This window comes from Rhizobium sp. YIM 134829 (assembly GCF_046546455.1).
Window position 1 is genome coordinate 1 of sequence record NZ_JBKHKI010000004.1, and the last position, 18,193, is coordinate 18,193.

An 18,193-nucleotide genomic window follows, 5' to 3' on the forward strand; every position below is an offset into this window, starting at 1 on the left:
AACGAATGGCCTCAAACGGGGAGCCGGTACAATCATCAAGCAGCTGTCGCGATGTGCACTGCTGCACTAAGTGGCGAAGCACAGCCAGAGGCCAGCCGGGAAATCTTCCTAATGGCTGCCAGCGAGGCGAACATTCCTATTGTTAGCCGGTGACCGTAGAGAGTAGTTGACCGCCGGGCTATTATGTACGCGAGGGATCGACACTGCAACGCGGTTAGGCCAGTAGAGCGGCTGCCTTGAAAGGCACGATATCGACAACCTCCCCATACTCACTCGTGATCTCGAAACGGGACTCGTCGATGATTTGGCCGATCAAAATCTTCTCCGCGAGAATCTCTCGAGCCACGCGAATGGCATCTTGATGAGCATGACAGAGTGTCTCGAAGTCAGCCCCTTCTGGGTCCGACCTGACAATCCCATGGTTTCGGACATGAAAAAAGTATCTCGGCATATCGTCCCCCGATGTAACAGTCACCAAACTGTTCGCGCCCATATCAGTTGCGTACGTCACCGCACCAATATCCACTTTTGAGCTTGAAGCGTTGGAGAAGGGTCGTGCACCGTACCGAACCTTTCTCTCTGGCGAGGGGTTGGGCGCCTCATCCAGCACCAAAGCTGGTACTTGGGGAGGTGCCAATGCCGCGTTACTACTTTCATCTGCACCTCAAGGATCGGGTGATTAAGGATCTCGAAGGGGATGAGCAGCTTGCTTCGATCGTCGCCGCACGGGACTGCGCGCAGTTGACGATGATGGCGATCCTGGATGAGTGCCATCGGAACGGCGAACCGGTGGAAATCGTCAAGATCGAGGTTTGTGACAGTTCTGGTCCTCTATTCGACGTGCGACTGCAGGAAGCCGTATCGTTGGCCCACGGTGATGATCATGCATCGCCGTGATGCCGGCGCTCCTCAGGAGGGCTTCGAGCGCCCTCCGGCTGTAACGCGCCAGAGCCATGGCTGAGACAGAGGCTGTAGATTAAGATCGGCGTATGAAGTGGAGGCAGCAAGCTGCAACAGCATCGTGTCTCGCGCGGATCTTGTGAACTTTTGAAAGGTGTACGGTGCTTATTGGTTACCACGCTTCGCATGAGCAGTTCCCCCCGAGCGAGTTGCTCGCCTTCGTCCAAGCCGCCGAACAGGGCGGCTTTCAGGCGGTGATGACGTCGGACCACATTGCGCCGTGGATCAGGCAGCAGGGAAACTCTGGCAACAACTGGGCCTGGCTGGGGGCGGCCTTGGCAACCACCACAATCCCGTTTGGCACTCTCTCCATTCCGGGAGGGTGGCGCTACCACCCGGTCACGCTCGCTCACCTGATTGCGACGCTGGCCGAGATGTTTCCGCGTCGTCTTCCCTGGATCGCGGTGGGGAGCGGCGAGGCCTTGAATGAAGCTGTGACGGGCGAGACCTGGCCGTCGAAGGCCGAGCGGAACGAGCGCCTGCAGGCGGGTGCCGGCATCATGCGGAAGCTGCTCGATGGGCAAACGGTGAGCGAGACCCATCCCTGGTTCAGGGCGCAGGAGGCAAAGCTCTGGTCGCGGCCGGCCGAACCGCCGGGCATTCTTGGCGCGGCACTCTCAGAAGACACCGCTGGCTGGCTGGGGCTGTGGGCAGACGGTCTGATCACAGTCCGGAAGCCTAAGCCAGAGCTGGATGCCATGGTTTCGCGCTTTCGGGAGAATGGTGGTGCTGGGAAGAGGCTGGCCCTTCAGCTGCAGGTGTCATGGGCGCCGACGCGGTATGAGGCGCGACAAATTGCCCTCGACCAGTGGCGCAATGCGGCCATTCCTCCAGCCCAGCTGGCAGAGCTTCGTCGTCCGGAGGACTTCGAGGACGCCACAAGGCAAGTGGCGTTGGATGACATGGAGGATCTTGTTCCCGCGGTGACGCATGCGCAGGACATTCTGCAGCTGATCGAGAGCGCTCGATCGAGTGACTTCGACGAGATCTATATTCACAGCGTGTCGCGGGACCAGAAAGGGTTTATCGACTTCATGGCGCGCGAAGTTTTTCCGGCTCTGCATGGCGATCGTATAGAAGGGTAGGCCGCATCCTGCGGTGTACTCCAACCATCCAAGCGTTCTGCGCCTGAACGGTCTACCAAGGGAACTATGGACGACATGCCCGGTTCGCAGAGGAACGAAAAGAGCGAGACTGCGCATTGATCAACCAGGGAAACGGCCGCACGCTTGAGGAAGCAGATCCTTCGCTTTGGCTCTGCCTTTCCGGCGGCAACGCGTTGGGGGCGTTTCACGCCGGCGCATGGGAAGAGCTCCAGGCGCGCGCCCTTGTTCCGAGCCGCATCGCCGGAGCCTCCATCGGCGCCATCGTGGCCACGCTGCTCGCTGGAAATACGCCAGACGTCCGGATGCAAAAGCTGCGGGCGTTCTGGGAGCGCGCGGAACAGCCGCTTGGGCTCCTGCAAGCCTTCGCCCCGATGGACACGAGGCGGCTGTCTGCGCTCGACACGCTGCTCACTGGTCGCCCGGGTCTGTTCCATGCGCGTCCCACGTCCATGCTTCAAGTTCTTTCAGGAAGCCACGCGCCGCCGATGCTCTTCGACACGGCACCTCTGCGCGAGACGCTCATGAGCTTGATCGACTTTGCCTATCTCAATGAAGGGCCGATCCGCGTCATTCTCGCTGCGGTCGATGTCGAGACTGGTGAAGACGCCATTTTCGACAGCGCAAGGGAGCCGCTGACCGTGGATCACGTCATGGCAAGCGCTGCGTTTCCCCTCGCTTTCCCGCCGGTCGAGATTGCGGGTCGTCTGTATGTGGATTCTGGGGTCTCTCAGAACTTGCCCGTCAGGGCTCTCTTTTCGGATGCGCCGTCAACGGATGTGACCTGCTTATGCTTCGATGTTGCACCGCCTCAAGGCAGACGCCCGACAACCATGGCCATGGCGGCGGCCCGCGCACAGGATCTCGTGTTCGCCAGCCAGAGCCGCCATGCGATCCGGGATGTCGCGTTCCGCTTTCGCGACACCGCACTGGCTCTCCGTCTTCTGCATCTAGTCTATGAGGGGGCGGACGGGAAAGCGCGCTCAAGATGCTCGACTACTCCTCTCGCTCCCTAGCCGAACGCTGGAGAGCCGGGCGAATGGCCGCAGCCCGAGCCCTTGATCGGCTCAACCAGACACCGCCCGAGCGGGGCTTCATCCTCCTTCAGCCTTCGCCTGAAGAGCGTCCGGTCACCCTTTGACCTGATGGAAATGATCGCGAGCCAGTCGGGAGTCAGTATTGTTCTCGCCGGGTTCGGTGTCTGACGTCAACCGCCACGATGGCGTAGTCATGAGGCTCTTTATGACGTCGAGGAAGGGAGAGAACGAAGCGGATTGCGTCGTGATCGGCGGTGGTCCAGCCGGCCTGACGGCCGCGCTCTATCTGGCCCGGTTTCATATCTCCGTCACGGTGTTGCACGATGGCAGCAGCCGTGCGCACAGCATTCCCCTCTCGCACAATCAGTCGCTTTTTCCAGGCGGTATCAGCGGCGCGGATCTCCTGCGGCGAATGCAGGAGCAGGCCTTGGCCTATGGCGCGGATCTTCGTCTCGGCAGCATCCTCGACCTGACCCAAGCCGATGGCGGTTTCACCGTGCACGCTGCCCATGGGTCCGTTAGGGCAAAGACGGTTCTGCTGGCGACCGGCGTCATCAACCATCGGCCGAAGATGGATGAACAGGAACATGACGACGCGATAAAGCGAGGCCTGCTTCGCTACTGTCCGATCTGTGATGCCTTCGAGGTGACGGACAAGGCTGTTGCGGTGCTTGGATCGGGTCAGAAGGGCCACGCTGAAGCCGTCTTCCTGCGCAGTTACAGCCGCGACATTACGCTGATCACGCCCGAGGCGGAGCACGGACTAACGAGCGAGCAGGTGGCTCGCCTGCAGGCGCTGGGCATCCGGATCGAGGCTGGGCCACTGGATGCGATCGAACTCGACGGAAACCGCATCGGCCTTAAGACCCGCAAGGGATTGCACTGGTTTGACACCCTTTATCCGGCGCTCGGTTCAAACATCCGGTCCGGGCTGGCGGGCGCCTTGGGCGCGCGTCTGTCTGAAGAAGGCTGCGTCATCGTTGACCGCCATCAGCGGACGAGCGTCGCGGGGCTCTATGCCGCTGGCGATGTGGTCGCCGGTCTCGATCAGATCAGCAATGCAATGGGTCAGGCAACACTTGCCGCAACTGCAATCCGTAACGACCTGAGCGAACGCGCGACACTTAGACGCTGACGCAGCCGCTTTCGCCGATGAGGCCGGTGCCCCGAGCCTGCAACTTCTTCAACGCCCGAGGTGAGCATGCAAAGCAAAACGAGCCAACAGCGAGGTGTCACGAACGAGGTCGCCGATGGAATGGCACCTGCACTTGCCCGCAACATTGACGCTGTCATGCAGCGGCGGCGCGAGACGGTGCGGTCGGCTTCGCTGGAGGAGCGCGCTGCAGCCGCCATCAGCCGCTTCGCGGGCTCCATGATGTTCGTTTATATTCATGTCGTGCTTTATGCTTCCTGGATCCTTGCCAATCTCGGCTATGTGCCCGGCGTGCTGGCCTGGGACCCGTCTCTCGTCATCCTCGCGATGGAAGCCTCAGTCGAGGCAATCTTTCTGTCGACGTTCGTCTTGATCAACCAGAACAGAATGGCTGCCGAGGACGACGTCCGCGCCGACCTCGATCTTCAAGTCAATCTTTTGAACGAGCACGAAACCACACGGTTGATCGAGATGGTGGAGGCAATTGCCCGCACGCTCGGTGTTCCGATTACGGCCGGCGAGGAGCTCGAGGAACTCAAGAAGGACATTGCACCAGAGGCGGTGCTCGACCGGATCGAGAAAGCGGGCGATAAGAGATGAGCTTTGTTATAACCTAACCGCGACAGCTCGTGCCAACCGGAAGCGCTTTTTGATCATCCGACGGGCACTGGACGCTAACGACGATAGCTGTTTGTCATTCCACCGCGGCTGTCCCACACCCGGACAGCTTGATCGTTAGGGAATGCTTCGTCATTTTCTTTGACGGGCACTTGCCAGCTTTGTCACAAGTGCCCGTTGTTGTGGCAATGTGGAGATGAGCGTTTGGAGAAAGTGGCTGACCTTGACGAGAACTGGGCGACACAAAGCGCTCTCGTGATGCAATGCCTCTCTCACAGATTAAGGCTTCTAGCTGCAAAGCTGCTTTGCGAAGGCGAAATCTCTGGCCAAGCAATGACCGAGGCTATGAGAACGTCACAGGTACGCATGTCCCAGCACCTCAAGATTTTTCACACGGCAAAGCTATCTGCACATAGGAGGGAGGGCACGACGATCTACTTCAGCATCAACCTTAGGTACCGTGCAGCAGTCCTGACACTCATCTCGCTCTAAGAGTCGGTGCTAAAGTGGCGATTTGGAAATCTCCATCCAACCTGAAAATACGTCATCACCGCTGCGGGCGCTGCCAGAACTTCTCGGCTTGAAAGAACAGTGAGGATTTCATTTTCCGTGTTGGTGATGCAGATAATCAGAAGATCCTCAGTTGTATCATGCCTTAAGGGGCTTACGGCGATGTCATAAATTGACACGTTCGCATCGACTTCTGCGTCATGAAGGCTTGCAAAATCTTCTTCCTCGTCGTCCTGGAAGAACGTGTCCGAGTAGTGGAAGTGAAGGTAATATCGGGACATAGTCCCTTTCCTAATAAGACCTACCGCGGTAGCTTGTCCAAGTCGGTCAAAAGTGGCCTGTCGCCGACTGAGACAACAGCCAATACGATGCGTGAACCAAAATACTAATGGTATCAGTTCCAACAATTTAGGAACCTCGAAAGTTCCCGGTCGATACCACGCCGATCGGTAGCCATGTCAACCTGGTCGAACAGGTGCTTCTACTGCCTATCCGAATCCGATGGGTCGGTGCGACGAAAACGTCTGCTTCGTATTGGCCTTCTTGCGTCCTGGGCACTGGCCGCCGGCGCGATTGATCTCTAGGTCAGCCGTCATGGACACATTCGAAAGCCAGTTCTACGCCATCGTCGGTTCCAATTACACACCAAGCCAAGAGCTTGATGCTGAGCAGTTCCGGGCATTGACCGCGCTTATCTTCGGCATGCCGACCGTCGAAGTGATCAGAAAGGGCGACTTGTTTGAATATGAGGGCTGGAGCCCGGATCAGAAGATCTACGTGGCGGTTACAGTGACCAGCGACCACACATTCGGAGCGCAAGCTTTGTGCGCACCTCTCGGCCAATTCGATCGGTAGCGCTTTTTGATCAAATCGCAGAGCAGATTCCAAAGACTGGATCAGGTGCTGGCACGCGGTATTTTGTCACTTGAGTGGAGAAATTCATGCTGGAGAACCATCAACACAATTGCAAGCTAATCAGCGGGGGTGGCATTCCTGGCTGGTGCAATTGTCGCGGTGTCGAAAGATCCCCTGGCTCAGTCAAGAAGCTGTTCGACTGGCTTAGATTAGCCATGAAGCGGGTGAGCGAGCGGTAGCAGAGGCAAGGGCGTCTCCAAAGAACCCGTTCCGTGCATAACACCCTCGTCCCCAGTCCCGGCAGGGACAAACTTGAGGTAGGCTCTGCCAGAAAACGAAAAGATCAAGAGCGAACTTGTCGCGGCTCTAAGCTCTTCATGCGCATCTGGTGGGCCGATTCACCTTACTGCGTAATGTTAATTTTTGCTTTCTGAGCAGCGCGCGGTCGCCAGTGCTAGACACTGATCTGCCGGCATGAGCTGGCGTTTTCAGCACCTAGAAATTTAGGCCCTCGCTGGCAAGCCCGGCGGGGGCTGTGCTGTGCATGGCGACCGTCCCGGCGTCATCCAGTCATATAGGATCAAACATGCGAGCTGATATCCAGCTCGTCGAGTGCCTGCATGTGCAGGAGCACGGTCAAACGCCTAAAAACGTTAGCACCGTCTAAAAGTGCCGGATTCGTCATCGCTATCCAAATTACCCTTCGTACGATGCGATTAGCTACCGCCTCATATGGGGTGTATCGCACGGCACGACGCTGGAGGATCTGCGACAGGTCCGCAAGATCGGTTCTACTGGAGGAAGAAAAGTCTAGAGCCGTCATGGACGTGCCCTTCCTTTGCTTTGCAGGCAAGGACACAATCTAGACCTCAGTCGTCACCGCCTACGAGCGGGAGTGGTGACAATGGCCTCAACCTACATCAAAACGGGCAGAACTCGAATACATGTCCGTGTCCGATACCGTGCACACGAGCACAAGCCGCTGACGCCCGATGGCCCCGAGCTTGACGGCCAGGGTCGCGCTGGAACATCTCTAGAGCAGCTGTTTTCATGCAGTAAGAACTCCTGCCGGATCAAAGGGATTCTGCGAGCTGATAGCCGTCAACCGCCGCCTGTGTTGACGGCTATCTTTTTGTCCTGCTGACTGTGGTCGTTCTTATTCCGAGGATGAGCGCTAAGAGCGATATCTGATCCTGACCCACTTTGTTGGCCTCCAATATCCAGACGCCTTGATCATCAGCAAATGCTTCGTCATTCTCCGCAACGGGCACGTGCCAGACTGTCAAGACGCATGCCCGCGGCTGTAGGCATCGTGGAGTTGGGCGCTTGGACCATCTGGCCAACGTTGACGAGGATTGGGCGGCTCACGGCGCTTTAGTGATGCACTGCCCTTCGCATAGGGTGAGGTTTCTTGCTGCGAAACTGATTTGCGAAGGCGAACTCTCTGGGCAGGCCTTGGGCCGAGGCCACGGGAACTTCACAGGCGCGCATCTCCCAGCACCTCAAGCTCTTTCACGAAGCAAACCTATCTGTGCGTAGGAGAGAGGGAACGACGATCTACATCAGCGTCAACCCGAGTATTTCGTTGTGCCAAACTTGGAAACATGAGCCGCCATTTCCACAAGAGCTGCGTCGATCCTTCTTTCGGCCGAGACGGTAGGACGGGGGAGCACTTTGCGAAGGTTGACCTTCGCGGCCTCCAGGCGATGAAAAATTCCCTATGCTCTTCCATAGTGGTGATCAACTGAGCACCCAGTGCGAGCTGCTGGAAGGCCTCGCTGTGCTCAGCTTTAACGACCGCCAGATCCTCTAACGACTTTGCTGGTTGAGCGACCGGAAGCATTCCAAGGGCAGCCTTGTCATGGACTGTCGCAATCCCGAACGCGATTGCTCGCACTGCCCGGATGAGCTCTTCCGACATTTATAAATCCCTCGCTCGGTGGCTGCAGATTCTGTTGAGGCGCGCAAAACCTAACTCACCCTGTCAGAAAGCGAGGCGCTATCGCGCGTCGATCCCCAAATACGACAACGGGTTGGCGCTGTTCTCAGTTTCCGCGGAATTTGGCTAGTGCCGTGAAGCGAAGCAGCAGCACGCTCTCTGTGGTGACCCTTGCAAGCTCGTGGCCAGTGTCGTCTGCGATGATGATTGCCTCGAGCTGCACCTCGCCGCCACCCTTCAGCGTGTTGCCGGCGATTTCGCAAATGGAGAGATCCGCGTTCTCGATGGCCTCGTCGAGGGAGTCCAGCTCGAACCCGACGGGATCTTCGACCTGCCGGCCTTCGCTGATGAGGTGAAAGTAGTAGGTCGGCATGGCAAGTTCCTGCGCACTCGAAGCTAGCTCAACTCCGTCTCATCAGGGAGGTTTTGTGCGATAGCGGACGCAGTCGGTAGTTTCATTCTCGATCAGGCGCCCTTCAAGGAAATCCCGGTTGAAATGCCCGGGCGCACGTCATTCGAGCCGAAATCTCAGCTTGTGTGCAGTATCGTACCCTTTGCTCAGAATCTTGCTTAAAAGGTCGATGTAACTTGATCTATGGTAGTCTGTGCAATCGACCGCTAACAATTCGGGCGCGATCGGCTGGGAGACAATCGGCTTCCGCCCCAAGAGGGGGAAGTGCCATGTTGCGCTCCACTACATTTACATCCAGCAATTCACTTTTAGGACTGCTCTCGCAGATCACACGCGACAGGCTCGAAAGCTCTCTCGAAGCTGTTGACCTAGCCGCCGGCGACAGGTTGGCCGCTTTGGGGACGCCTCCAGAATTCCTCTACTTCCTGGAATCGGGTATCGCTTCATCTAGCATCATGTCAGAAAGCCGATACGAATCGTCCGTGGCCATGGTCGGTCGAGAGGGCGTTGTCTGTGGTCCGGCGCTATTCAGCGGTGCGATCAGTGCTTTCGACGTGACGATGCAGGTTGCGGGGAAAGGTCTGCGCATCAAGTCAAAAAGACTGCGTGCTCTCGCCGACGAGAATCCTTCACTCGCCCTACTGTTCATCAAGTTCAGCGATGCCAACGCGTCTCAGATGGCAAGCACCGCTGTCTCCGGAGCGGCGCAGCGAATGGACGGACGCATTGCCAGACTTCTTCTGATGTTTCAAGACCGGACGAAACGTGATGAGATTGAAATCACTCACGGTCGGCTTGCCTCAATGCTGGCGGTGAGACGGTCAGGGATCACCGACATGCTCAATCTGTTCGAGGGCGAGCACCTCATCCGCTCACGGCGCGGAATGGTCACGATCCGAGATCGGCGCGGACTAAGGGAACTGGCTGGTGCGATGTACGGTGGAGCGGAGGCTTACTACGCCGCAGTGCTGGGCACCGATGAAGATCGAGCAGCTAGTCGGAATGATCTGGATCTGCTGACTGTTATGCCTCGCGATGACAGCGGCAACGGCGAGCATCTATAATTCGCCATTCTATCACCTAATGGGTTGGTGCGACTTGGCGGTTGAGGACCGTGACAGTTCCCTCTGGCGGACCAGGCTGCGCTGTGACTCCCATTTGAACTTAGGACGGTCAGTGAACCGTTGGAAACAGCGCACGCGTCTGCGAACAATCAGCGCCGTGTTCGAGAATCGCGACCCTATACTCCGCCGAGAGCGCAACAGTGCGTAGAAGCTCTTCCTGAGTGCGCCGGCCGTTCTCAACTTCGGCAAAGGTTCGTAACTCAGAGCCGGCCAGGCTCAGGAACGCCTCGTCGATCGAGTAGATTTTCATCTCCGGCACAACCCTGCTAAGGGTGCGCATCACCCGGGCCCTCATATCGCCATAGAGGGTGTAGTTGCTCGAGCGCACGACCACGCCCTCACGCTCGAACTTCTCGCGGTTGAGGTGCCACGGCGCACCCATGTCGATGCCAAGCGCCTTGGCCTCGTTCGAGCGGGCAATGACGCAGCCGTCGTTGTTGGACAGGACCATTACCGGGCGGCCGCGCAGCTGCGGCTGGAACGCCCTCTCGCACGAGGCATAGAAGTTGTTGCAGTCGACCAGGGCAAGGGGAGGGGCATGTCAGAACATGCGGATCAAGCGTGTCACCACGCCCCAGACCTCGAACTCCCGTCCTTCCTCAATGACGATGTCCCGGTAAGCCGGGCTTTCGGCATGCAGGCTCACGACCCCAGCCCGTACCAGGTAACGCTTGATAGTGAACTCCCCGTCAACCAGCGCCAGGATGATGTTCTCGTGCGCGACGTTGCAGGCGCGATTCACCACGACAATGTCGCCCGGGTAGATGCCGGCACCCGTCATGCTGAGGCCAGCGGCGCGTACCGCGAAGGTGGCGGCCGGGTTCTCGATGATCAGCTCGTTGAAGTCGAGCGGGTGGTCCAGGTGGTTGTCAGCAGGCGAGGGGAAGCCACAGGAGGCGGTGGCACCAACCAGCGGCACGGTCTGCGCCAAGCATGGCTCGACGTCGAGGAAGCCTTTGCTGTCGCCGACGCGGATCCCGCGCTACGCCAGCCGGCGCGCTAGGTCGGCGACCGGGACCGGAAGCCGGACGACCCGGGTTTCCATCGCTCGCGGCCGGCCCGCGCCGACACGTGGTCCGCCATGGGATCGCACGATCTTCATTGTCCCATCTCCTCATTTTGATTGTTGTAACAACAATCCCACGAGCGGCAGTTCCGTCCAGCGCTTCGTTATGGTGCCCACGGCTGGTTGGAGCCAAGTTTGATCGTTGTCACTTGGGCGGATCAGCTAAAATGTCAGTGCTATGCCCCAAGCGGAGCGCTCTCAACTAATGCCCGACAACCGACTGTAGCAGAAGATGTTCCGGCACGATGCCACCCGCCAGCTGAAGTTCGCGACGCAAGTGACTGCGGCTTAGTCGCTCCAGACAGCGAGGGGCGCACTTTCACATCCTGGAAACCCGAAAAGGCAACTCCCGCTTCAGCGCGGATCCCAAGTCATGTCTCAGTGCAAATTAATGACTGCCCTGGTTGGGGGCCCATGAACAGGACACGAGTCTTCCTGATCGAGGCTGATGCAGGCCTCTGCCTGCGAGAACCAAAACCATGCGGAAATTATTTCCGCATGGCAGTTCCTGGCACGGACCCATTTCACACCGTCGCTCCGCACGAGTGGTGCTTCGCCATCGAGTACATAAGGTGGTCATGGCTGAAAACCCGGCGCGCAAACCCGCCTGTGACACAGCCAAGCTTGAGTATCGGTCAAACAACCCTTATGCAGCGCCTCCATCTCGCTTGAACCGAGCGGATACTATCTGTAATTGTATTAGTGAATGTAGAAGTCAAAAAAAAGTTTCGAGAATATTGGCCTATTGAATTCATTGGCAGAATTAGGGCGGGAACCGTCAGAATTGACGTTTTATTGGTATTTTACAGCATGTTAACGGAAGTGGTTGTAACGCCTCTCCTCATTCCATGTCATCATTATCTCACGGTCGCAGCTGACGACCGGGTCAAACAGAAAGAGAAGACGACATGACAGAGAACACCCGTAAGACGAGCAAGCTCCGTTCCTCGGTGAAGATGCCGGAGGTCTCGCCGGAGGACACGATCAAGCTGAAGACGATCGGCGACGGTATCCAGTCGCTTGGCCGTCGAACAACCGAGCAGAGCTTCGAGCTCGGCAGCTACCTTGCGGAGGCAAAGGCAATCCTGCCGGAACGGGCGCTCGGAACGTGGGTCAAGGCGATCTGCAAGTTCACGCCGAAGTCGGCGCGCAACTACATCGCGATCCATGAGCACCTCGCGCATCAAAAGGAACGCCTGATCGCCACCCGCGTCGCGCCGACGACGCTGTTCGTTCTCGCCTATGCGGATAAGGAGAAGGTCGACGAGGTCGTCGCAGCGTTCGAGGCGGGCCAGGATCTGTCGGTCGCCGAGGTCAAGACGATGGTGGGGACACCGCCAACAAAGAAGGCAACCAGGGGGGTTCTCGATCAGGGCGGCATCTTGGGACTGCGCGGGATCGCTCAGTTGAAGCTCGAGCAGGATGCAACGAGGTTCCTGACCCTGATGAAGGACATCCTTGCGCAGGTCGAGAAGGTGGTGAAGCCGGCAGCCGGAAAGGGTGCACATCCCAAGGGCTCCGTCCGCAGGGGGAACATCGGTAAGGGTGCTCTGCAAGAAGCGATTGTCACCAATTGCAGGCATGCGCACGATCTCATCAATAGCATCGCAGCCCCGCTGCAGCCGTCCATGGCTGTCAATGTTGGTCTGCGGCCGGCTAAACTTCCGGAGGGCTCGAACTGGCAACGGGTCCAGTCTCTCCTTTTGACGATGGGTGAGAGCGCGAGCTGGCCGGGCAAGAGCGACATCGTGTTCTGGCTGGAGAATGAGGTGATCCCTCTGCTGCGCTTCGTCGTTCATGGCGAGCCAGTTGCGAACGGGCAGATGAGTGAGCACGCTGGCGGTTTGGGGATCGAGTTGCCTGAGCCCATTGACCAGGCTGTCGATGAGGAACTGCTCGCCTACGATGACATGCCGCCGAGGGTGCAGGCGACGATCGACGCGGCTCTGGAGATCGTAGAGCCGGACGCGAGGGAAGAGATCAAGGCGCTCGTCATGTTCGATCCAAAGCCGAAGCCGACGTTGACACCGCTCGAGCGCCTGACGTTCTGAGCACATCCTCCATCACGACCAAGAGCCCCGCCACGAGCGGGGCTTTTTAGTGCTCGCCAGCCTCGTCGCGGCGTCCGCCGTTAACCATCCCGGAGCTCGTTGTTCCGGATGCGTTCTTGTCGGCTTGTCGGACGGTGTTCTCCGGGCTATGTCTTGCCTGTCTGCAGACACATCTCGTTCTGCAGACATCAAGCGGCTCCCGCCGGTGGTGGAACACCGAACGGAAGCCTGACCCGCAACCTTCCTCAAAAAGGCCACCGGCTATGTCGACCCTTACCTGCTTCGCTTCCCGACCGGAAGCGTTCCTGCCCCTTCTTCCTGTTGAAGCGCCCCGCTGCCCGTCGCGCGCCGCGGCTTGACCGCGCACTGAGCACACGCCTCAGGATCATCCTTCCCACGCCCTCGGTATCGATGCGGAAACGACGTCCGCATCCGTGACCCCGTGTTCGCCGTTCCGGGCGAAGGAGCGATCCTGTTCATTCAACAGGAGACTGACCCATGACCATCCTCAAGGACGCGGCCACACAAGCTGCACCCTATGTCCGTCGCATCGATCCCAACGGGATGAGCGCGCCGATCCAGCGCCTGATCACCGAGGTGATCGCGACCGCTCTGTCCGTCGACGTGCTGAAGCGCGCATTGGGGAGCGGCCTGACCCAGGTCGCCTCGATCCTGCGGGCCATCCCGGTTGCAGAAGGCCGTCTACTTGAGCGTGGCATCCGCCTCGTTGCCGGCAGCAATCCGGATCTGATCGTTCTTACCGACAATCTGCGTTTGCCGGTAACGAAGGCCGCAACCGAGATCGTGGCGATGAACGAGCCAACGCTTGTCAGGTCGCTCAGCCTCGATGCCGACCAGGGTGGGCGCAAAAGCTACACTCCCGATCTCCTGATCCTTCATCGGCGGACGGGCATCGCGCACTTGGTAGACGTCAAGCGCAGCCTCGGTTCCTACGAGGTCTCCCGCATCGCCGAGCTGAAGCAGAGGATGCTCGCCGCATCCCTCGTCGTCCCGGATCTCCTTTACAAGGAACACCGGCGTCTTCATGTCGCGGAGGTGCGTGTGGTGATCCTGAATGCCGAGAACCAGCGGAGCGATATCGATAACGGCGTGTGGCCGCTCACCGATCTGGATCACCTCGTGGAGATCGCAGGCGCAGGGCACGTGATCGAAGAGCTCCGGGGCCTGTTCCGGGATCAGGTGGAGGCCAACTGGGGGCAGGCGATAAGGGCCCATTGCGCGAAGATCAGCAGCATCTGTCCCTCCGTACCGACCCCCTCATCGGTTACTTCCGCAACGACGTCATTGTCGAACGACCGGCCCGCTGATCATGACGCTCGAGCGACGCTGACGATCGGTTTTGCGCGGTCGCCGCGGCTCGCGAGCGGCTGAGCGCTCCAGCGCCACCATCCTCATAACACGAAGACCTTCAAGCCCTGCGCTGTGCGCAGAATGGCTCACGGGAGACGTTTGTCATGACGCCATCGAACTCCAACGTCATTGCCTTCCCTGGCCCTGTTGCGGGTCAGGGTCTGATCGAGCCGCAGCCCACGCCGGGGGGTGCAGCCCTGCCGTCTTTCGACGCCTTGAGCGAGGAGGAACGGGCGGCCTACGTCGCACCGATCGTTCGCGCGGCGATCGGCTTTGCCAAACGCAAAGGCCGTCGGCTCGACAGTTTGCCGCCCCAGCTGCGGGTCTGGTTGCTGGCGCTCTGCGACCTCGGCGATCCGACAGCCTTAAGTGTGCGCGCCTGGCTCGACGGCAATCCGACGATCATCGACGAACGCACCGAGGAGGACCGGGTATGACGACAACAGAAGCCCGGATCCGTCAATACCTGCTGGCAAGACTTCGCCGCCACGCCGTGCTCCATCTTTACGAGGGGGCGGCCGCAGTCGGTCTCCTGGAAAGCCACGAAGCCGAGAGCAGGGAAGGGGGTGCGAAGCGCTGGATCGTTGCCCCGAAGGCGCGGCGATGCCTGACCGGCGTGATCGAGCGCGATCGGCAAGCCGTTCAACGCATGATGGCCGGTGGTCGAGGCCGTTCAGTTTTTGCCGACCACGATGACGCTGGATGGGACCGCCCGTCGAAGGTGGTCGGCGAGACCCTGCCGCGCGCAGCGGATGCAGCGGAAAGCGACGCGACAAACCCGACGATCGCGTTCAGCGAACTTGCCGACCTTCTTAAAGAACAACTGCCTGCACCGAACCCCATGCATGTTGCCGTGGCACTTCTCGTTGCACGCGCCGTCGGCACCTCTCTTCCCGACCTTTCTCTTCTCATGGGTGCGCTTGGTCGGAACGACGCCTTTATCCTGATCAAGGCACCGGTGAAGCGCTTCGAGATGAGCCTTGGCCTGATGCTCGAAGACAGCCTTCTCCTTCCCTACGCCACCCGATGCACGGACGTGATGCGGGAAGAACCCTTGTCCGGGCGCTATAAGACGAGCCACAGGACACCACTGCCGCGCCGGGTCTTTCAAACCATCGCGGGAACCGCAGTTCGAGACTTCGACGAGCGCAGGCTCCGCAGCCGGTTGCGTCATGCAATCGTGGAAGAAACAGGCCCGGTTGTCGTTGTCGACGAGACGCCGGATGCCTTGACCCCTGTCTTATCCGCCACGGCCGATCTCGTGCTCGCGTGTGGCGGCTTCGACCGGGCAATGCTTGCCGACCTGCTTCACCTTTGCCTGCGGTTCCCGGTCGAGCGCTCGCTTGCGCAGATGGAGGCGGTCTCCTTGATGCCCGAGCGCCTGTCGATCGACGACATCGTGCTGGCGGTTCGTCGCGGACGCTCGCTTGAAGATGTGGTCCGCGTCATGGTCATGCTGATCGAGCGGTTCTCGAACGACGAGCATGCCGACGGTCGCACAGGCAGTCGCGGACACCGTGATCGCCGCGGGTCATCGAACCAAGGCAGGAACGCCCCGGCCGGGTCCGAGGATAACCAGACGCCGTCCCCAGCAGAGGTCGGCGTCGAGATCCTCGAGCCTGACGCGACGCAGGCTGCGACGCTTACGTCGTTGACGGGGTATGGGCTGGCTGGCGATTGGGCAAACGACCTGGCAGTGGATCTTGCGCTGTGGCGCGCGGGAACGCTTGCCTGGAGCGAGATGAGCACCCGGCTTTTGTTGTCCGGTCCGCCTGGCACCGGCAAAACGACCTTTGCCCGGGCGCTCAGCACCACGCTGCAGGTGCCGCTTATGAGCACTTCTGTCGCGCACTGGTTAGAACCTGCCCATCTGGGCGACGTCCTGAAGCGCATGACAGCCGCCTTTGCGCTCGCCTCAGCCCGCGCGCCTGCCATCCTGTTTATCGACGAGATCGACAACATCGGATCGCGACAGTCGGCCAGCAACAGAAGTCATGACGACTACTGGGCAACGCTGATCAACCGGCTTCTGCAGCTGCTCGACGGTGCGACACGGACCGAGGGGGTTGTTGTCGTTGCGGCAACGAACCTGCCCGACAAGATCGATCCGGCGCTGTTGCGCTCGGGAAGACTGGAAACGCATGTGCGGATCCCGCTGCCCGATCTCGAAGCGCTCGGTGGCATTCTCGCCCATCATCTCGGGAAAGACCTCGAAGCCGTACTGTCTTCGGCACCGGGCAAGCCCGCCTACCGGCTGAAGCCGCGACCGGGGATCGACGATGTTCCCGGGCGACTGCGTCGGGTGTCCGAGAACCGCAAGGCAAAAGGCGAGGAAGACAGAAAGCCATGACGATGAACAACGAAGGTCGCGCCACGCTGGACCGTCTCCGACCCCTGGCCCTGCTTGCGCTCGGCAAAACCGGCGCGGATATCGAGCGTCTGGTTCGCGAGGTCCGGCGGGCGTCGCGTCGATCGGGTCGTGCAATCGGCTGGCGCGATCTCGAAGCGGCCCTGCGCGCCGGCGAGGCGGCAATGTCAGTCGAGCTTCGCAGGCGTGCAGCCGTGCACGAGGCCGGGCATGCGCTGGTCTATACGCTGACGGGCATCGCGCAGGTGCAGTCGGTCAGCATCGGTCTCGGCGACATCGGCATGGTGACAACGACGATGAACAACAGCCTGGCGCAGACAGAAGCCTGGCTGATGCGTTCGATCACCTGTCTTCTTGCGGGTCGGGTGGCCGAGCGCATGATGATCGGGGATGTCGTTGCCGGCGGTGGTGGCGCGGACGACAGCGATCTCGCGCAAGCGACATCGCTCGCTCTCGCCGCGGAAACAAGCCTCGGCTTCTCCGCCCATCAGCCACTGTTGTATCGATCTCCAGGCGTTGCGCTGGCCGCGCTCGGCCATGATCCGCAACTGGCAGCCCGCGTCCATCGCCGTCTCGAACGAGGCGAAGGGATTGCCCGGGAACTCGTCGAGGCTCACAGGGATGCCCTCGGCGAGATCGTCGCCGTGCTCGAGGGAAACGGCATCCTGTCGGGCGAGGACGTCAGGCTGATCGTGCAACGCGCAACGGCGACTGCACACATGTTCGCAGAAGACCCCGAGGCTTGAACCCGCGACGAGGAACCGTTGTCGTCCGATCCCCGGATCCGGAGGATCGCTTCCCACCGCTGGAAGATCGATTCCAACATCCACGAAATCGATTCTGATCGACGAGACTGCGATTCCGGGATCGGGATCAGCGTTGCCAGGCCGGACGACACTCTAGATCCTCATCCAATGGTTACCGACGCTAAAGGTCACGACGCCCTGAACCACCGCACCGGCACGTCGATGCGATGCAAACCAACGCATCTGACCGTGCACCAAGGTACGGGCACCTCATCTCAATTTACGCGTCCGCGATTCCAACATCGGGATCGCCGTTGCAAAAGTCCCGAGCGGCGATTCCAGTACAAACGGCGTCCGCGCCTCGATCCATAAAGGGCAGGGGCTTGCGATGCAGTCGTCCTGGACGTGAGGCCGCTCGAAAAGGGGGCGCAAACATCGTTTGTTGTTTCTTGCATGCCTGCCAGTCACGCTGAAGCTCCACGCAACAAGGAGCACATCATGGCCAGGAAGCCAAAGAAACAACGCAATGCCGAACAGGTCGTCCGCCAGCAGCGGGTGCGGGACCAGGCGAGGGCCCGCCGGCGGCCGACGCGCGACGATCTGGCGCGTGTCCTTTTGTGGCAGATGATCAATGCCGCCCTCGAGCAGAAGGACCCCCACCGCGCCCTTGGCAAGGTCCGGGACTCGATTGTCGAGGATCTGGAACGCCAGGGCTTCGATGTCCGCGAAAGCGAGGAGTTCTTCCACCAGCTTGCAGACCGGTACCACACGAGTGGCTACCCGTTCCGCATCAAGCGCCACATCCTGTCCGAGAGTGCAGGATGATGCGCTCTTCGGATGGCCCGTCGATCGTCTGGTGGTCGGGCCATTCCCGCTGTGA

General features: G+C 59.8%; 19 protein-coding genes. 14 read left to right on the top strand and 5 right to left on the bottom strand.

Annotated features, from left to right (window positions below; all coding sequences use genetic code 11):
* Positions 1-153: DUF982 domain-containing protein (locus ACLE20_RS08815; RefSeq protein ID WP_410940212.1), on the top strand; the 153-nt coding region annotated here is incomplete at its 5' end.
* 61 nt (positions 154-214) lie between these two features.
* Here ACLE20_RS08815 and ACLE20_RS08820 read toward each other — a convergent pair.
* Positions 215-493 carry a DUF6894 family protein gene (locus tag ACLE20_RS08820; protein ID WP_410940213.1) on the bottom strand — a complete coding sequence of 93 codons (279 nt, stop codon included), beginning with the start codon at positions 491-493 and terminating at the stop codon, positions 215-217.
* A 143-nt stretch (positions 494-636) separates the two neighbouring features.
* Between ACLE20_RS08820 and ACLE20_RS08825 the strand changes: the two genes are divergently transcribed.
* From ACLE20_RS08825 to ACLE20_RS08845, 5 genes are all read left to right on the top strand, one after another.
* Positions 637-897 (top strand): DUF6894 family protein, encoded by a 261-nt coding sequence (locus tag ACLE20_RS08825; protein WP_410939915.1) that lies wholly within the window; start codon positions 637-639, stop codon positions 895-897.
* 164 nt (positions 898-1,061) lie between these two features.
* Positions 1,062-2,045 carry a TIGR03885 family FMN-dependent LLM class oxidoreductase gene (locus ACLE20_RS08830; protein ID WP_410939916.1) on the top strand — a complete coding sequence of 328 codons (984 nt, stop codon included), beginning with the start codon at positions 1,062-1,064 and terminating at the stop codon, positions 2,043-2,045.
* Positions 2,046-2,161: 116 nt separating this feature from the next.
* The gene (locus ACLE20_RS08835) at positions 2,162-3,079 is read left to right on the top strand and encodes a patatin-like phospholipase family protein (RefSeq protein ID WP_410939918.1); all 918 of its coding nucleotides are present in this window, start codon (positions 2,162-2,164) and stop codon (positions 3,077-3,079) included.
* Positions 3,080-3,242: 163 nt separating this feature from the next.
* Positions 3,243-4,235, top strand: a complete 993-nt coding sequence (locus ACLE20_RS08840; protein ID WP_410939919.1) for an NAD(P)/FAD-dependent oxidoreductase — start codon at positions 3,243-3,245, stop codon at positions 4,233-4,235.
* Between the two features lie 120 nt (positions 4,236-4,355).
* Entirely contained in the window at positions 4,356-4,853 is a 498-nt protein-coding gene (locus ACLE20_RS08845; protein WP_410939920.1) for a DUF1003 domain-containing protein, read from the top strand.
* Positions 4,854-5,359: 506 nt separating this feature from the next.
* Here the strand turns inward: ACLE20_RS08845 and ACLE20_RS08850 are convergent.
* Positions 5,360-5,662, bottom strand: coding sequence for a DUF6894 family protein (locus tag ACLE20_RS08850; RefSeq protein WP_410939921.1), 303 nt, complete (start codon positions 5,660-5,662; stop codon positions 5,360-5,362).
* A gap of 313 nt (positions 5,663-5,975) precedes the next feature.
* Here ACLE20_RS08850 and ACLE20_RS08855 point away from each other — a divergent pair, with 313 nt between their 5' ends.
* Positions 5,976-6,236, top strand: a complete 261-nt coding sequence (locus ACLE20_RS08855; protein ID WP_410939922.1) for a hypothetical protein — start codon at positions 5,976-5,978, stop codon at positions 6,234-6,236.
* A gap of 2,045 nt (positions 6,237-8,281) precedes the next feature.
* On the opposite strand, the gene ACLE20_RS08860 is transcribed toward ACLE20_RS08855, so the two are convergent.
* Positions 8,282-8,548, bottom strand: coding sequence for a DUF6894 family protein (locus tag ACLE20_RS08860; RefSeq protein ID WP_410939923.1), 267 nt, complete (start codon positions 8,546-8,548; stop codon positions 8,282-8,284).
* Between the two features lie 308 nt (positions 8,549-8,856).
* On the opposite strand from ACLE20_RS08860, the gene ACLE20_RS08865 reads away from it, so the two are divergent.
* Positions 8,857-9,651: a Crp/Fnr family transcriptional regulator gene (locus ACLE20_RS08865; protein WP_410939924.1), complete on the top strand. Its 795-nt coding sequence runs from the start codon at positions 8,857-8,859 to the stop codon at positions 9,649-9,651.
* 109 nt (positions 9,652-9,760) lie between these two features.
* Here ACLE20_RS08865 and ACLE20_RS08870 read toward each other — a convergent pair whose 3' ends face one another.
* Together ACLE20_RS08870 and ACLE20_RS08875 are read right to left on the bottom strand one after the other, a co-directional pair.
* Positions 9,761-10,234 (bottom strand): hypothetical protein, encoded by a 474-nt coding sequence (locus tag ACLE20_RS08870; RefSeq protein WP_410940214.1) that lies wholly within the window; start codon positions 10,232-10,234, stop codon positions 9,761-9,763.
* Positions 10,235-10,252: 18 nt separating this feature from the next.
* On the bottom strand, positions 10,253-10,642 hold the full coding sequence (locus ACLE20_RS08875; RefSeq protein WP_410939925.1) for a LexA family protein: 390 nt from the start codon (positions 10,640-10,642) through the stop codon (positions 10,253-10,255).
* A 1,043-nt stretch (positions 10,643-11,685) separates the two neighbouring features.
* Between ACLE20_RS08875 and ACLE20_RS08880 the strand changes: the two genes are divergently transcribed.
* From ACLE20_RS08880 to ACLE20_RS08905, 6 genes are all read left to right on the top strand, one after another.
* Positions 11,686-12,828 carry a hypothetical protein gene (locus ACLE20_RS08880; RefSeq protein WP_410939926.1) on the top strand — a complete coding sequence of 381 codons (1,143 nt, stop codon included), beginning with the start codon at positions 11,686-11,688 and terminating at the stop codon, positions 12,826-12,828.
* 498 nt (positions 12,829-13,326) lie between these two features.
* Positions 13,327-14,220 (top strand): hypothetical protein, encoded by an 894-nt coding sequence (locus tag ACLE20_RS08885; protein WP_410939927.1) that lies wholly within the window; start codon positions 13,327-13,329, stop codon positions 14,218-14,220.
* 83 nt (positions 14,221-14,303) lie between these two features.
* Positions 14,304-14,636, top strand: a complete 333-nt coding sequence (locus tag ACLE20_RS08890; RefSeq protein WP_410939928.1) for a hypothetical protein — start codon at positions 14,304-14,306, stop codon at positions 14,634-14,636.
* Positions 14,633-16,549 (top strand): AAA family ATPase, encoded by a 1,917-nt coding sequence (locus ACLE20_RS08895; protein WP_410939929.1) that lies wholly within the window; start codon positions 14,633-14,635, stop codon positions 16,547-16,549. Before ACLE20_RS08890 ends, ACLE20_RS08895 begins: the two co-directional genes overlap by 4 nt.
* Complete coding sequence (locus ACLE20_RS08900; RefSeq protein ID WP_410939930.1) at positions 16,546-17,313, top strand: ATP-dependent Zn protease; 768 nt, start codon at positions 16,546-16,548, stop codon at positions 17,311-17,313. The genes ACLE20_RS08895 and ACLE20_RS08900 overlap by 4 nt, the downstream gene beginning before the upstream one ends.
* Positions 17,314-17,811: 498 nt before the next feature.
* Positions 17,812-18,138 (top strand): hypothetical protein, encoded by a 327-nt coding sequence (locus tag ACLE20_RS08905; protein WP_410939931.1) that lies wholly within the window; start codon positions 17,812-17,814, stop codon positions 18,136-18,138.
* The last annotated feature ends 55 nt before the right edge of the window (positions 18,139-18,193 follow it).